This window comes from Streptomyces sp. Je 1-332 (assembly GCF_040730185.1).
Taxonomy (GTDB): Bacteria; Actinomycetota; Actinomycetes; order Streptomycetales; family Streptomycetaceae; genus Streptomyces.
Genome location: NZ_CP160402.1, coordinates 673,546 through 685,693, shown reverse-complemented (window position 1 = coordinate 685,693; position 12,148 = coordinate 673,546). Strand labels below are relative to the sequence as shown.

13 protein-coding genes and 3 pseudogenes are annotated in these 12,148 nt (G+C 71.5%); 8 read left to right on the top strand and 8 right to left on the bottom strand.

What is annotated here, in order from left to right:
- The first annotated feature begins 254 nt into the window (after nucleotides 1-254).
- Nucleotides 255-641 (top strand): STAS domain-containing protein, encoded by a 387-nt coding sequence (locus ABXJ52_RS03235; RefSeq protein ID WP_367039007.1) that lies wholly within the window; start codon nucleotides 255-257, stop codon nucleotides 639-641.
- Here ABXJ52_RS03235 and rpmF read toward each other — a convergent pair.
- Complete coding sequence (gene rpmF, locus ABXJ52_RS03230) at nucleotides 638-802, bottom strand: 50S ribosomal protein L32 (protein WP_367039006.1); 165 nt, start codon at nucleotides 800-802, stop codon at nucleotides 638-640. The genes ABXJ52_RS03235 and rpmF overlap by 4 nt on opposite strands.
- Nucleotides 803-1,053: 251 nt before the next feature.
- Between rpmF and ABXJ52_RS03225 the strand changes: the two are divergent.
- The 4 genes and pseudogenes from ABXJ52_RS03225 to ABXJ52_RS03210 form a co-directional block, all read left to right on the top strand.
- Nucleotides 1,054-1,300 (top strand): annotated as a pseudogene (locus ABXJ52_RS03225) (carbohydrate ABC transporter permease); the annotation flags it as partial.
- Nucleotides 1,301-1,377: 77 nt separating this feature from the next.
- Nucleotides 1,378-2,394 (top strand): hydroxyacid dehydrogenase, encoded by a 1,017-nt coding sequence (locus tag ABXJ52_RS03220; protein WP_367039005.1) that lies wholly within the window; start codon nucleotides 1,378-1,380, stop codon nucleotides 2,392-2,394.
- Nucleotides 2,391-3,271, top strand: a pseudogene (locus ABXJ52_RS03215) (DUF2264 domain-containing protein); the annotation flags it as partial. The gene ABXJ52_RS03220 and the pseudogene ABXJ52_RS03215, both read left to right, overlap by 4 nt.
- Before the next feature lie 2 nt (nucleotides 3,272-3,273).
- Nucleotides 3,274-3,747: pseudogene (locus ABXJ52_RS03210) on the top strand (nucleotide disphospho-sugar-binding domain-containing protein); the annotation flags it as partial.
- On the opposite strand, the gene ABXJ52_RS03205 reads toward ABXJ52_RS03210, so the two are convergent.
- Both ABXJ52_RS03205 and ABXJ52_RS03200 read right to left on the bottom strand, forming a co-directional pair.
- On the bottom strand, nucleotides 3,744-5,396 hold the full coding sequence (locus ABXJ52_RS03205; RefSeq protein ID WP_367039004.1) for an amidohydrolase: 1,653 nt from the start codon (nucleotides 5,394-5,396) through the stop codon (nucleotides 3,744-3,746). The pseudogene ABXJ52_RS03210 and the gene ABXJ52_RS03205 sit on opposite strands and share 4 nt — an antisense overlap.
- Nucleotides 5,397-5,496: 100 nt before the next feature.
- Entirely contained in the window at nucleotides 5,497-7,008 is a 1,512-nt protein-coding gene (locus ABXJ52_RS03200; protein ID WP_367039003.1) for a cytosine permease, read from the bottom strand.
- 214 nt (nucleotides 7,009-7,222) lie between these two features.
- Here ABXJ52_RS03200 and ABXJ52_RS03195 point away from each other — a divergent pair, with 214 nt between their 5' ends.
- Nucleotides 7,223-7,792 carry a TetR/AcrR family transcriptional regulator gene (locus ABXJ52_RS03195; protein ID WP_367048781.1) on the top strand — a complete coding sequence of 190 codons (570 nt, stop codon included), beginning with the start codon at nucleotides 7,223-7,225 and terminating at the stop codon, nucleotides 7,790-7,792.
- Between the two features lie 65 nt (nucleotides 7,793-7,857).
- Nucleotides 7,858-8,148 (top strand): hypothetical protein, encoded by a 291-nt coding sequence (locus ABXJ52_RS03190; protein WP_367039002.1) that lies wholly within the window; start codon nucleotides 7,858-7,860, stop codon nucleotides 8,146-8,148.
- Here the strand turns inward: ABXJ52_RS03190 and ABXJ52_RS03185 are convergent.
- Together ABXJ52_RS03185 and ABXJ52_RS03180 are read right to left on the bottom strand one after the other, a co-directional pair.
- Nucleotides 8,075-8,437: a hypothetical protein gene (locus ABXJ52_RS03185; RefSeq protein ID WP_367039001.1), complete on the bottom strand. Its 363-nt coding sequence runs from the start codon at nucleotides 8,435-8,437 to the stop codon at nucleotides 8,075-8,077. The two genes, ABXJ52_RS03190 and ABXJ52_RS03185, sit on opposite strands and share 74 nt — an antisense overlap.
- An 89-nt stretch (nucleotides 8,438-8,526) precedes the next feature.
- A complete protein-coding gene (locus ABXJ52_RS03180) occupies nucleotides 8,527-10,002 on the bottom strand; it encodes a cytochrome P450 (protein ID WP_367039000.1) in 1,476 nt (491 codons plus the stop codon).
- A gap of 109 nt (nucleotides 10,003-10,111) precedes the next feature.
- Here ABXJ52_RS03180 and ABXJ52_RS03175 point away from each other — a divergent pair, with 109 nt between their 5' ends.
- Nucleotides 10,112-10,723 carry a helix-turn-helix domain-containing protein gene (locus ABXJ52_RS03175; protein ID WP_367038999.1) on the top strand — a complete coding sequence of 204 codons (612 nt, stop codon included), beginning with the start codon at nucleotides 10,112-10,114 and terminating at the stop codon, nucleotides 10,721-10,723.
- 46 nt (nucleotides 10,724-10,769) lie between these two features.
- Here the strand turns inward: ABXJ52_RS03175 and ABXJ52_RS03170 are convergent, their stop codons facing one another.
- From ABXJ52_RS03170 to ABXJ52_RS03160, 3 genes are all read right to left on the bottom strand, one after another.
- Entirely contained in the window at nucleotides 10,770-10,961 is a 192-nt protein-coding gene (locus tag ABXJ52_RS03170) for a DUF5999 family protein (protein ID WP_367038998.1), read from the bottom strand.
- Between the two features lie 123 nt (nucleotides 10,962-11,084).
- Complete coding sequence (locus ABXJ52_RS03165) at nucleotides 11,085-11,534, bottom strand: hypothetical protein (protein ID WP_367038997.1); 450 nt, start codon at nucleotides 11,532-11,534, stop codon at nucleotides 11,085-11,087.
- A gap of 5 nt (nucleotides 11,535-11,539) precedes the next feature.
- A complete protein-coding gene (locus ABXJ52_RS03160) occupies nucleotides 11,540-12,124 on the bottom strand; it encodes a hypothetical protein (protein WP_367038996.1) in 585 nt (194 codons plus the stop codon).
- Between the last annotated feature and the right edge of the window lie 24 nt (nucleotides 12,125-12,148).

Sequence of the window (12,148 nt, the reverse complement as noted above, 5' to 3'; positions counted from 1 at the left end):
CGCGCCGCACGGTTGGTGTCGCGGACAGCGCGTCAAATACGGAGAGTAACTACGGTAGATGGGCCGTGAATATGCGCCGCACGGTGGCCGAGGATGTCACCCGGAGGTATGAACTAGCCCTGAGCGGGCAAGATGTAGATGCCATTCGCGGTGCCGCCCCAGACCCCGGCGGCGTCGGGCGCCGGCCTGAGGGCCTCGCCGCTCGCGTTGTCGTAACTCTTCGTATGCGGGGTGTAGGAATTGGGGGGTGGACCATGGGCACGCCCGACCCGGGCTTCGGACTGCACCACCGTGTGGTGGACGAATCGATCATTCTGACATTCCGCGGTGAACTGGACGCCTGGGCGGATCTGGAACTCTCGCCGCGCATAGCCGAGTTACTGGATCGGCCGGGCGCGGACGTGGTGGTGGACCTGCGGCAGGTGACCTTCCTGGACGCCGGTGGCCTGCGGCTTCTCGTGCGCATCAAAGGCCGGACCATCGCGAAGCGCCGCACCCTGCGGCTGATCCGCAGCAGCCCGCGCGTCTGGCGGGTCCTGCGGATCACCCGGCTCGACCGCAGCTTCACCGTCCTGGACAGCATGCCCGCCGCCCTGGACGCACCCGAGGCCCGCGAGGGAAACCTGAACAGGCCGGCCTAGGGGCGCAGTAGCCCACGCTCGTACGCCTTGGCCAGTCGCTGGGGGACGAGGTGGGCCGAGCCGTCGACCGTGACCGGCGCGAGCTGCGGGGTGGCCGCCTTCCACTGGGCGCGGCGGTGGCGTGTGTTGCTGCGGGACATTTTCCGCTTGGGTACGGCCATGGTCTCTGGATCCTTTCTCGGCAGTGCGTCGACGAGGCTATATGAAAATGGTTCCCATTTCGAATCAGCTGCCGTGTCGAAGGTACGGCCACCGGCTTCGGCGAGGAGCAGACGTTCGCGCCGGAGGGCTGGCGCCCCGGTGCTGTTCGCGACGAACATCGCCGACCTGGACACAGGCGGGCCGGCAAGGCGCGCGAGCGGCGCGTCCCGCAGTGGGCCCCCGGAACCGGGTCGTCGGCACCCACGGCGGCTCCACCTTCGCCGTCTCCCTGCGGATGCTGGGCCCCGGCCTCGGCACCGTGTTCCTCTTCCAGCTCACCGCCATCTGGAACAACTTCTTCCTGCCCATGGTGATGCTTTCGGACGAGAAGCTGTACCCGGTCAGCCTCGGCCTCTACACCTGGAACAACTCGGCGACCGTCTCGCCCCCTGATCCTCGCCTTCATACTGCTGCAGCGCTTCTGGAAGTCGGGACTCACCGCGGGCTCGGTCAAGTGAGCCATGCGGGCCACGTGATCCCTGCGGACCACGTAAACCATGTGAACCACGTGAACCATGTGAAAGGGAATGTGCTGATGAACGGCAGCCGCCGGCCGCGTGCCGCGCTCGCCATGGCCCGGGACGCGGCGAAGGCCGTGCTCGGACCCGACGCCCTTGCCGCGCTCGGCCGGGTCTGCGATCTGGTGCCGGACACGGTCCTGGACGACTTCACCACGGAGCGGGCGCGCGCTGTGCTCCGTGACGTGGAGGTCCTGGTCACCGGCTGGGGCTGTCCGCCACTCGACGCCGCCGCGCTCGCGGCCGCGCCCCGGCTGAGGGCCGTCGTGCACACTGCCGGGTCGGTTCGCGGCCACATCACTCCGGAGTGCTGGGGCCGCGGCATCGAGGTGTCGTCGGCCGCCGCGGCCAACGCCCTGCCCGTCGCCGAGTACACCGTCGCCATGATCCTGCTCAGCGGCAAACAAGTCATCGAGCGGGCACGGGAGTTCAAGGCCGTCCGGCGCCGCGACGAATGGCTCGGCCTGTCGCACGGCGTCGGCAACTACGGCCGAACGGTCGGCGTCCTCTCCGCCTCGATGATCGGCCGCCGCGTCATCGAACTCCTCCGCCCCTACGACCTCCGGGTGCTGCTGCACGACCCGTACGTCACCGCCGAGGACGCCCACACCCTCGGCGTACGGCCGGTCGGCATCGGTGAGTTGTTCGCGAGCAGCGATGTCGTCAGCGTCCACACGCCCCTCCTTGCCGCCACCCGCGGCATGGTCGGCCGTGAGCTGATCGCCGCGATGCGCCACCACGCGGTGCTCATCAACACGGCCCGCGGCGCCGTCCTCGACCAGGACGCCCTCACCGAAGCCGCCCGCGCCGGCCGCGTCCGCGCGATCCTCGACGTCACCGACCCCGAAGTCCTGCCCCCGGAGCACCCGTTGTGGGAGTGCGACAACGTCATGATCACCCCACACCTCGCCGGCTCACAGGGGAACGAGTGGGGCCGCCTCGCCGATCTCGCCGTCAGCGAGCTCGACCGCTGGGCCGCGGGCGACGGTTTCGCCCATGCCGTACGACGCGAAAGGCTGGCCTACCTCGCATGAGCATCCCCGGACTGCCCGAAGAAGCCCGGGAGTTGAGCACCCAGACCGGTTACACGCGCGAGCACTGGGAGGCAGCCGCCGACGGCCTTCCGCCTGGAAGTGGGCCACCCCGCATGGCGCCCTGCTCGACCTGCCGGGCCGGCCCTCCGCGTCCGGCGTGCGCTCGGACGGCCTCGAGGGTTACGCCCGCACCCTCCTCGCCGCCGCGTTCCGCGTGGCGGGCGTCGAGGGCAAGGACCCGCACGGCTGGCTCGACCGGTACGCACAAGGCCTCGCGGCGGGCACGCGCACACCCGGCCGCGACGATGCCGAGTCCTGGCCGCTGATCCTGGACCACAACATCCAGGGCCAGCCGATGGTCGAGTCCGCGTCCCTCGCCCTGCGGCTGACCCGCCCCTCGCTGTGGGACCGGCTCGACAGCGCGGTACAGGACCGGGCGGAGGAGTGGCTGCGCGGCGCGATACGGCACGTCCCCGCGCCCAACAACTGGTACCTCTTCCCCTACACCGTGGCCGGGTTCCTGGAGTCCGTGGGCCGTGGCGACGCGGAGACGGCCATGGTGCGCGAGGTGGCGGGCGTACGCAGCGCCCGCACCCGCATCCACCCGATGGGCGCCGGTCAGGGCGACGGCTGGGGCTGGGCCGCGTCCCGGCACACGCCCGCCTTCGTGAGCGGTCCGCCGATGGTGCCGGGGTTGCGTGTGGAGAGCGTCACGGTGGCCAGGGGCCGCCCCGAGCTGCGCGTGCACCGCGTCGTCGGCGCCGGTGTCACCCACACGGGCTGGGCGACGGGCCCCGAGGGGACCTTGCTCTCGGCGCTCCACCCCTTGCACGGCTGGACAGCCCAGGACGAACAGTGCGCACCCCAGGGCACGGCCGATTCGGCAGCATAGCCGCGGGTGACGGCGCGCGGCTGGGCGAGCTGGCCGTCTCCGCGTTGCGCCTGGCCGGGCTGAGGGGAGTTCTCCAAGGGGGGCGGGCGGGGCTGGTGGCGCACGGCGACGACATCTTGACCGTCGGCGAGGTGCCCCACGCGGCCCTGTTCCCGCGGATGGCTGCCGTGGTCCATCACGCGGGAGCCGGCACCACAGCGGCAGGGTTGCGGTCCGGGGTGCCCGCGATCCCCGTGCCCGTCATGGCGGACCAGCCCTTCTGGGCGGCGCGAATCTCCGGTCTCGGCGCGGGCACCGCGCCCATCCCGTTCAAGGAGCTCACGGCCGAGCGCCTCGCCGAGCAGATCCGGTGTGCGGTGCGTGAGCCCGCGTACAAGGAAGCCGCCGGTGCCGTTGCCCGCCGGATGGGGGCGGAGGACGGCGCCGGGCAGGTCCTCAAGGCTGTCGAGGCGCTCGGCTAGCCCTGCATCACCTCGCCGCCGACCACCACGACCTCGGCCTTCGTCCCCGGGATGTCCTGCGGCCGCACCCGCAGGATGTCCCGGGACAGCACGACGAAGTCGGCCAGCTTGCCCACCGTCAGTGAACCCCGCTCGTCCTCAAGGAAGTTGGCGTACGCGGAGCCCATCGTGTAGCCGTGGACGGCCGTCTCCGCGTCGAGCGTCTCCTCCGGCTGCCAGGCTTCGCCGCCGCCGAGGGGGCGGCGGGTGAGGGCCGTGTAAATGCCCGCCATGGGGTCCATCTCGGCGACGTTCCAGTCGCTGGAGAGTGCCAGCACCGCTCCCGCCTCGTGCAGGCTCCGCATCGGCCAGGCCTTGTGCCACCGGTCGGCGCCGATGTTCTCGGCCCAGTCCTGGCCGGGGCCCGCGATCTCGGGGGCGCAGTGGCGCGGCTGCATACAGGCGACGACGCCGAGTTCGGCGAAGCGCGGGGTGTCGGCGGGGTCCAGGCACTCGACGTGGACGACCTGGTGGCGGGCGTCGCGCGGACCGTTGAGGGCGCGGGCGTGCTCGACGGCATCAAGGACCGTGCGGATGCCCCGGTCGCCGGTGGCGTGCACGAAGCACTGGAAGCCGCGGGCGTCCAGCTTCGCGAGCAGTTCCGCGAACTCGTGCGCGGGGTAGAACGTGTCGCCCCGGTGCCGCCCGCATCCCGAGTAGGGCTCGAGGAGCGCGGCGGTGCGGGGCTCCACGACGTCGTCGATGTACAGCTTCAGCGGCCCGACCCGCAGCCGGTCGTCCGCGAAGCGCCGCGCGGCGTCCGCGAAGTCGTCCAGGTCCGCGTCGGACGTGCCGCGCGGATGGAAGAGCGCCGCCACGATGCGCGAGCGCAGCCGGCCCTCCGCGCGGGCGCGGCTGAACAACTCCAGGTCGTCCAGGGAGTTCTGCGGCTCGACGACCGTGGTGATGCCGAAGCCGATCGCATCGTCCAGGCTCTTGGCCAGGCGTCCGTACTGCCGGTCGGGCGACGCCCAGGGCAGACCGAGCTCGCGCAGTGCCCGATGGCCGTCGCGGGAGAGCCCCTTGATCGCGAAGTCCTTGATGAAGCCGGTGGGTTCGCCGGTCTCCGGATCGGTCTCGGCGCGGCCGAACGGCAGCGACGTACGGTCGCGGTCAACGCCGAGTCGGCGCAGGGCGGCCGTGTTGAGCCAGGCGGTGTGGACGTCGTAGCTCAGGACGAAGGCGGGGGTGTCGCCGGTGACGGGGTCGAGGTCGGCGGCGTTCGGCATACGGCCGCCGGGGACGGCGGAGTAGTCGAACGCCTCGGCCTCGATCCAGCCGGCGCCCGGGTTCTCGGCGCGCCAGGCGCGGATGCGGTCGTGGATCTCGTTGAGGGTGCGGGCGCCGGCGAGCTGTACGCAGGCGTCGTCGGAGCCCAGGCGCACGTGGTTGTGGGCGTCGATGAAGCCGGGCAGGACCAGGCGCCCGCCGCCGTCGATGACCCGCGTGCCCTCGCCGGTCCAGGAGTCAGCTTCCGTGTCGGCTCCGAGCCATGCGATACGCCCGTCCAGGACGGCGAGCGCCTCGGCCGACGGCAGTTCGGGGTCGACGGTGTGGATGCGGGCGTTGCGCAGGACGAGATCCGCGGGCCTGGGGGTGGTGCTGGTCATGAGAGGTAACTCCTGGGTGGTGCGGGTGGTTCGGGTCGTACGAGGGGTGTGGGGTCGTACGAGAGGTGTGGGGTCGTACGGGAGGTGTGGGAGTGCTGCTTCAGGCAGCCACCCGCGAGGGACGGGGAACGCTGCGGCCGGCCAGCGCCCAGTACGTGATCCCGGCGACGACCGAACCGAGCAGGGTGAGGTCACCGCCGCCGAGGGGCGCGACCAGCGGCCCTGTCCAGAGCTCCGAGTCGCAGGTCAGCGCGGCGAAGGCCATGCCGGTGACCAGGGCGGCCATCCCGGCGGGGTGGAATCCGGCCCGGTACCAGTAGGCCCCCTCGCGGCCGGTGGCGTGCAGGGCCCCGGTGTCGTACCGGCAGCGACGCAGCAGCATGTCGGCGAGGAACACTCCGCCCCACGGCGCGAAGACGATGATCAGGAGCGAGAGGAAGCTGAGCAGCGACTCGGTGAAGTCGGTCAGGAACAGCGCGCCGAGCGAGCCGAGCGCCGTCACGACGACGCTGATGACGATGGCCTTCGCGCGGCTCCAGGGGATGCCGAGCACCTGGAGGTTGAGGCTCGACGAGTAGAGCGTGAGGATCGAGTTGGTGACCGAGCCGCCGAGCACGAGCAGCAGGAACACCGGCTGGAACCAGCCCGGGAGCAGCTTCTCCACCCCCGCGACGGCGTCCGTCATGTCGGCCTGCGTGGCGGCCGCGACGCCCGCGACGCCGAGCGCCACGGAGGAGACGAAGCCGCCGAGCGCGCCGGTGACGGTGATCGACCGCAGCGAGGTGTCCCGGGGCAGATAGCGCGTGTAGTCGGCGGGCATCGGCAGATACGAGAACGGCCCCGCGAGCATCACCACGAACGCGAGCGTCCAGTCGGAGAAGCCCGCGCCACCGCCCGCTGCCGCTCCGAAGTCGGCGTCGGGCAGCACGAACACGAGCAGCACCCCGAAGCCGGCCGCGAGCACGTACGCCATCCAGCGCTCGGCGAGCTGCACGGTGGCGTGGCCCCACATGGCCACGGCGAAGGTCATCGCCAGGGTCACCGCGAGGGCGAGCGCACGTGCCGCGTCACCGCCCGCCCAGCCGAGGTCGGCGAAGAGGGCTTCGAGGGCGAGCGTGCCGACCACGGTGTTGACGATGGTGTAGCCGATGGAGACCACCCAGTTGAGCAGCCCGGCGGGGAGGTTCCCGATGACGCCGAAGGCGGCGCGGGAGATGACGAGGGTCGCGGTGCCGGTACGGATGCCGCTGAGGCCTGCCGCGCTGATGACGAAGAAGGCGAGCCCGCCGGTCACGACCACGGCGGTGGCCTGCCAGAAACTGAGGCCGAAGCTGACGGCGAGGGCGCCGTTGATGACGTAGGTGAAGGTCAGGTTGGAGCCGAACCAGAGCCAGAACAGGTCCTTGGCGCTGCCGTGCCGGTCCTCGTCCGGGATCGGGTCGATGCCGTGGGTCTCGACCCGGAACACCTCGTCGCTGGTGACGCCCGTGCCGATCCCGGGGGTCGCGGTTGTGGAGGGCGTCGCTCCTGTAGTCGCTCCTGCGGTCCCTGTTCCGGTGGACTTCGCTCCGGCGGTCTTCGTTCCGGCGGAAATCGGGGCCTCTTCCGTCATGCGGGCACCTCACTCTCCGGCACCCAGACTTTGAATGCCGTTCTACTACCTAGAACGGCATTCAAAATGCGCCACGGTCCTGGGAGCCGTCAAGACCCTGCGGGAAATCAGCCGGGGACGGCGGGGATAGGGTCGTCGGGTGGAGCAGGGCGCGGGGACCGGAACGGGAGCAGGCGTGGCACGACGGCGGGACGGGCAGGTCGCGCGGGACCGGATGCTGGAGGAGGCGATGACGGCGATCGCCGAGAACGGCCTCGCCGCGCTCACCATGTCCGCGCTGGCCGAGCGCCTCGGCACCAGCGGCGGCCACATCCTGTACTACTTCGGCAGCAAGGACCGTCTACTCCTGGAGGCCCTGAGCTGGAGCGAGGCCGCGCTCACCGAGGAGCGGCGCGCCCTGCTCGCGGGCCGGGCGGCGCCCGCCCGCAAGCTCGACCGGTTCCTGCGGATGTACCTGCCCAAGGGGCCGCGCGATCCCCGCTGGATGCTGTGGATCGAGCTGTGGGCGCGCGCCGGTGCGAACGCGCCGCTCCGCACGGCCCAGGACGATCTGGACCGCGGCTGGCAGGCGGATCTGGAGGCCCTGCTCGCCCAGGGCGCGGCTCAGGGAGCCTTCGCGGTGGACGACGCCGCGGGCCGCGCGGGGGAACTCCTCGCACTCCTCGACGGTCTGAGCACGCGGGTCGTCCTCGGGCAGCGCGGAGCGGACCGCAAGGGCGCCCTCGCCTCCGCGCGCTCGGCGGCCGAGCGGCTCGTCGGGCGCCCCGAGGCGACCGGTACGTAGCCCGAGCGGCCGAACGGGCAGGTCGTGATGGTCATGATGGAGCCGGAGCGTGGAAGCCTCCAGACATGACCGAAAGCGCGTACCTCTATATGGCGAAGCCTCGGATCACGGTCCTTGGCGTCAACCCCGGCCGACCGCCCTTCCGCATCGTGGAGCTCGACGGCGAGGTGGTCGGCGAGGCCAGGGAACTCGTCGACGTCCTGGAGGTGGCCGCTCAGGCGGGTGTCGTCGTACACGACGTGGACGACCCGGATCTGGTGCGCTGGGTGGGCGGCGACAAGTTCACCTGGAAGCCCAAGGAGTCGAGGGGCCCCGCGGAGCCTGTGGAGTCCGCGAAGCCTGCGGAACCGAACTAGCTGAACCGGCCGAACTCGCCGAATCAGCCGTACTGGCCTGACCGGCCGAAGCGGGGCACGTCCGGGGATCGGGGCGGTCGGGCTCCAGGTCGTAGATCCTGTTCAGGAGCTCGGCCTCGTTGCCCGTCAGGCCCGCGCGGCGCAGCGCCTCGTCGGCCTCCGCCATGGGTCCGGCGAGGAGCGAGGCCGCCGCGGCCGGTGAGGGACCGGACAGGGCGGCACGTGCGGTGTGCAGCAGCCGCAAGCAGGCCTGGGCTGCGGCCAGTTCCGGGGTCGGCGTGCTGGTCATGTCGAGAGCTCCTCTGCGCGGGACCGAAAGGACCGGCGGCTCGCACCGGTGGACCCTCCACTCTTGCGCACGGGTCTGACAATCGAGCTCTACGCCGCCCTGGCGCGGCGGGTGAGCCGCAGCGTGAGGCCTTCCGGCATGAGGGTGAGACGCTCGACGACCCGCAGACGGTAGCCGGGGTCGGCGTGCAGGTCGTAACGGCGCAGGAGCAGCCCGAGCACCAAGGTCGCCTCGTGCAGCGCGAACTGACGGCCGATACAGGCCCGCGCGCCCGTGCCGAACGGCTTGAAGACGTGGGCGGGTCGCGCGCGTACCGCCGAAGGGGCGAACCGGTCGGGGTCGAACTCCTCGGGACGCTCGCCCCACGCCGCGGGATCGCGGTGCAGCAGCGTGGCGAGGACGAGCGCCCAGGCCCCCTCGCGCATCGGGTGCGCACCGCCGAGCGTCGTGTCGTGCAGGGCCTGGCGCGAGAAGCCGGGCGCGGTCGGCCACAGCCGCAGCGACTCGTCCAGGACGCGCCGCAGATAGCGGAGCTTGGCGACCTGCTCGTACGCGGGCTCCCGCGCGTCCCCCCAGACCTCGTCGACCTCCGCCTGGGCGCGGGCCAGGACTTCGGGGGAGCGCGCGAGATAGTGCAGCGCGAACGACAGGGCGCCCGAGGTCGTCTCGTGCCCCGCGACCAGGAACGTGATGACCTGGCGGCGGATGTTCTCGGCGGAGAGCCGCTCGCCGGTGTCGGGGTGGGCGACCTCCAGCATCCGGTCGAGCAGATCACCGTCGCCGGGGCCCGGAGCGGCGCGGCGGGCCGCGACCACGTCGTCGACGGTGCGGTTGAGGTAGGCCATGTCGGCGGCGTTGCGCCGGGTCGCGCCGCGCAGCAGCAGCGGGGCGAGCGCGGGCGGCACGACGTTGCGGCGCTGGGCGTAGGAGAGCGTGCCGACCATGGCCGACACGAAGGGGTGCGGTTTGGTCCGCTCGAAGGAGCCGAAGTCGTGCCCGAAACCGGTGCGGGCGATCGTCTCCAGGGTCAGCTTCGTCATGTCGCCGGGCACGTCGACGGGCTGCCCCGCTTCCTCCCTCTGGTCCCAGCGGGCGGTCAACTGCCGGGCCACGTCCAGCATCAGCGGGTGGTAACCGGCCATCGCGTCCCGGCTGAAGCCGGGGGCGAGTATGTCGTGCGCGAGCTGCCAGTTGGGTTCGTGGTTGTACGCCGTGAACAGGCCGTCACCGGCCACCGGCCGCAGGTTGGCGACGCCCAGGCCCACATGCTTGGCGAACCGCGACTCGTCGGCAAGCTCGGCCGCGAGTCCGGCGCCCCAGACGAAGACGATCTCCTTGCCGAACGCCTTGCGGCGGAAGATGGGACCGAGCCCGCTGCCGATGCGCATCGAATCCTGCACCGGCGTGCGGACGTTGGCGCCCAGGATGTCGCCCACCAGCGGCAGGCGGCGCGGCGGGTGCGGGATGAGATCGAGGCGGGGCCACCCGAGCTCGGCGCTGCGAAAGCCCTTGGGGGGAGTTTCGGGACCCTCCGCCACCTGCGATGTCTGCGACACCTGAGCCATGTGTGCCATCTCCCTTGAGCCGCAGACCCGTTGAGCCTGTTGTACGCGGATTCAATAAGGTGTTCCAGTCTGGGCCCGCTGTTGAATCCACGTCAAGTAAGGTGCTCCCATGGCCGCGAACCCGCAGGAGCGCACGCGCCGCAGACTCAGCACCGAGGAGCGCAGGGAGCAGCTGCTCCAGGCAGGGGCACGGCTCTTCGCCCAGAATCCGTACGACGACGTGTGGGTCGAGCGGGTGGCGGAGATCGCGGGCGTCTCACGCGGCCTGCTGTACCACTATTTCCCGACGAAGAGCGACTTCTTCGCCGCCGTGGTGCAGCGCGAGAGCCGGCGGATGCTGCGCCTGACGGCGGCGGTGCCCGGAGTCCCGGTCCGCGACCAGATCGGCACGGGCCTTGAGACGTTCCTCGCGTATGTCGAGTCGCACGCCGAGGGCTTCCGCGCCTTCCACCGGGCGGAGGAGACGGGCGACGCCACGGTCCGCAGGATCTACCGCGAAGGCCTCGCGGCCCACGAGGACCAGATCCTGCAAGCACTGGCCGCCGACCCCGAGACGGCTGCCACCCCCCACGACGCCCCCGCTCTGCGCCTGGCCGTGCGCGGCTGGCTCGCCTTCATGGTGACCGTCTGTCTGGAGTGGCTGGAGGAGCCTGAGCTGCTGCCTCGCGCGCAGGTACGAGACCTGTGCGCGAGGGCGTTGCTGGGTGCGATCGCCCCGTAAGGCGACCCCTTGCGCGTGTCGGGTCGCGCGTGTCGGCCCCGTGCTCTCAGGCCGCCATCGCCGGCGTCCTGGCCACGCCCACCACCCGGCCGTCCGGCAGCAGTTCGCCGGTGTCGTCGAAGACGATCGTGCCGTTGCACAGCAGGCTCCAGCCCTGTTCGGGATGGGCGGAGACGGTCCGGGCCGCGAGGTGGTCGGGGCTCGCGACGAGCGGGCACGGGGGCTGGTGGGCGCACATGGTGTACCTCCGGGTGGGGGTCGCGAACCTTGTGCGCGGCCCGGTCTTGTTCGGTTTCTCCTTGTGTGAGTGAAGACTCCGGGGGAGGCCTCAACTCATCGCTCGGAAAGGCTACTTGTGACCTCAGGCTGGGAGGAAACCAGCCCGGAAGTGCGTCAGGAGTGTGGTATCCGACGCTGCGTCTCCGTCCGTCAGGCGGCCCGCCACCCAGAGGAAGAAGTCGTCCGCCTCCGCGTCCACCCAGTCGTACGTCGGGTCGAAGGGGCCGGTATCCGGTGCGGGGTAGAGGAGTTCGAGGAGGACCGTGCCCCGCGTGTCCTCGACGGTGAAGCGGCGGGTGCCGTCCGGGCGGGTGGCCTGATGGGCTGCCACCGTGTCGCAGTTCCAGCGGCGTCGGCCGTACTGGAGCCAGAGAACCGGCTCCTCGTCGGCGGGGTCCGCGTACAGCGCCGCTGCCGCCTCCCCGCCCGCGTGGACGAAACCGTGGCAGCGGCCGGACGCGGGCGACAGGAGCCCCGTGCGGGGGTCGAGGGCCCACGTACGGCCGTGCTGGTCGTAGTCCTTGAGCAGCATGGACGTCAGGCGCGCGGCGGGATGCCGAGTTCCTGGTCGACGGCGGCGCTGGTGCGGGTGGACGCCTCGATCACCTTGGCCCAGCTGCCGTACTTGGCGAACTGCTGGTCCGCGGTCGGGCCGAGCGGATTGCCGTACTTCTTCATGTTCCGCTCCTCCAGGGCCTGTACCGCCTCGGGGGTCATCCCGGCGCGGGTGATGTCCTTGGCCTCGTTGCGCATGTCGACGAGGACGCGGGCGATCTCCTCGTCGGAGCGGCCTTCCTCATGCATACGGTCCGCGACGCGCTCCATCGTGTCCAGGAGCTGGTGGTAGCGCAGCCGCACCTCACGTGCCTGCTCACGCTCCTCCGGAGTCATCTGCCGGATGAGGCAGACCGCGGCGTCCTTACTGGTGCACGGCTCTTCGGGAGCGGGCGGCGGGGCATGCAGGCTGGTGACGGCCGGCGCGTGCCGCGCGGGCACGTCCGCGTGGGCATGGCCCGGGGCGATCAGGGTGCCGCTGAGGGTGGTGAGCAGGGGGAGGAGGAAGAGGACGACGAGGCGGGGGAGGAGCCGCGGGGGGATCCGGGGGGTCCGGTGGGCGCGCACGTAGGAAATCTCCTTCGCCTGGGG

Coding starts and splice junctions, on each gene's coding strand:
- ABXJ52_RS03235 (WP_367039007.1), top strand. CDS start 255: ATGGGCACGCCCGACCCGGGCTTCGGACTGCACCACCGTGTGGTGGAC.
- rpmF (WP_367039006.1), bottom strand. CDS start 802: ATGGCCGTACCCAAGCGGAAAATGTCCCGCAGCAACACACGCCACCGC.
- ABXJ52_RS03220 (WP_367039005.1), top strand. CDS start 1,378: ATGAACGGCAGCCGCCGGCCGCGTGCCGCGCTCGCCATGGCCCGGGAC.
- ABXJ52_RS03205 (WP_367039004.1), bottom strand. CDS start 5,396: ATGACCAGCACCACCCCCAGGCCCGCGGATCTCGTCCTGCGCAACGCC.
- ABXJ52_RS03200 (WP_367039003.1), bottom strand. CDS start 7,008: ATGACGGAAGAGGCCCCGATTTCCGCCGGAACGAAGACCGCCGGAGCG.
- ABXJ52_RS03195 (WP_367048781.1), top strand. CDS start 7,223: ATGCTGGAGGAGGCGATGACGGCGATCGCCGAGAACGGCCTCGCCGCG.
- ABXJ52_RS03190 (WP_367039002.1), top strand. CDS start 7,858: ATGACCGAAAGCGCGTACCTCTATATGGCGAAGCCTCGGATCACGGTC.
- ABXJ52_RS03185 (WP_367039001.1), bottom strand. CDS start 8,437: ATGACCAGCACGCCGACCCCGGAACTGGCCGCAGCCCAGGCCTGCTTG.
- ABXJ52_RS03180 (WP_367039000.1), bottom strand. CDS start 10,002: ATGGCTCAGGTGTCGCAGACATCGCAGGTGGCGGAGGGTCCCGAAACT.
- ABXJ52_RS03175 (WP_367038999.1), top strand. CDS start 10,112: ATGGCCGCGAACCCGCAGGAGCGCACGCGCCGCAGACTCAGCACCGAG.
- ABXJ52_RS03170 (WP_367038998.1), bottom strand. CDS start 10,961: ATGTGCGCCCACCAGCCCCCGTGCCCGCTCGTCGCGAGCCCCGACCAC.
- ABXJ52_RS03165 (WP_367038997.1), bottom strand. CDS start 11,534: ATGCTGCTCAAGGACTACGACCAGCACGGCCGTACGTGGGCCCTCGAC.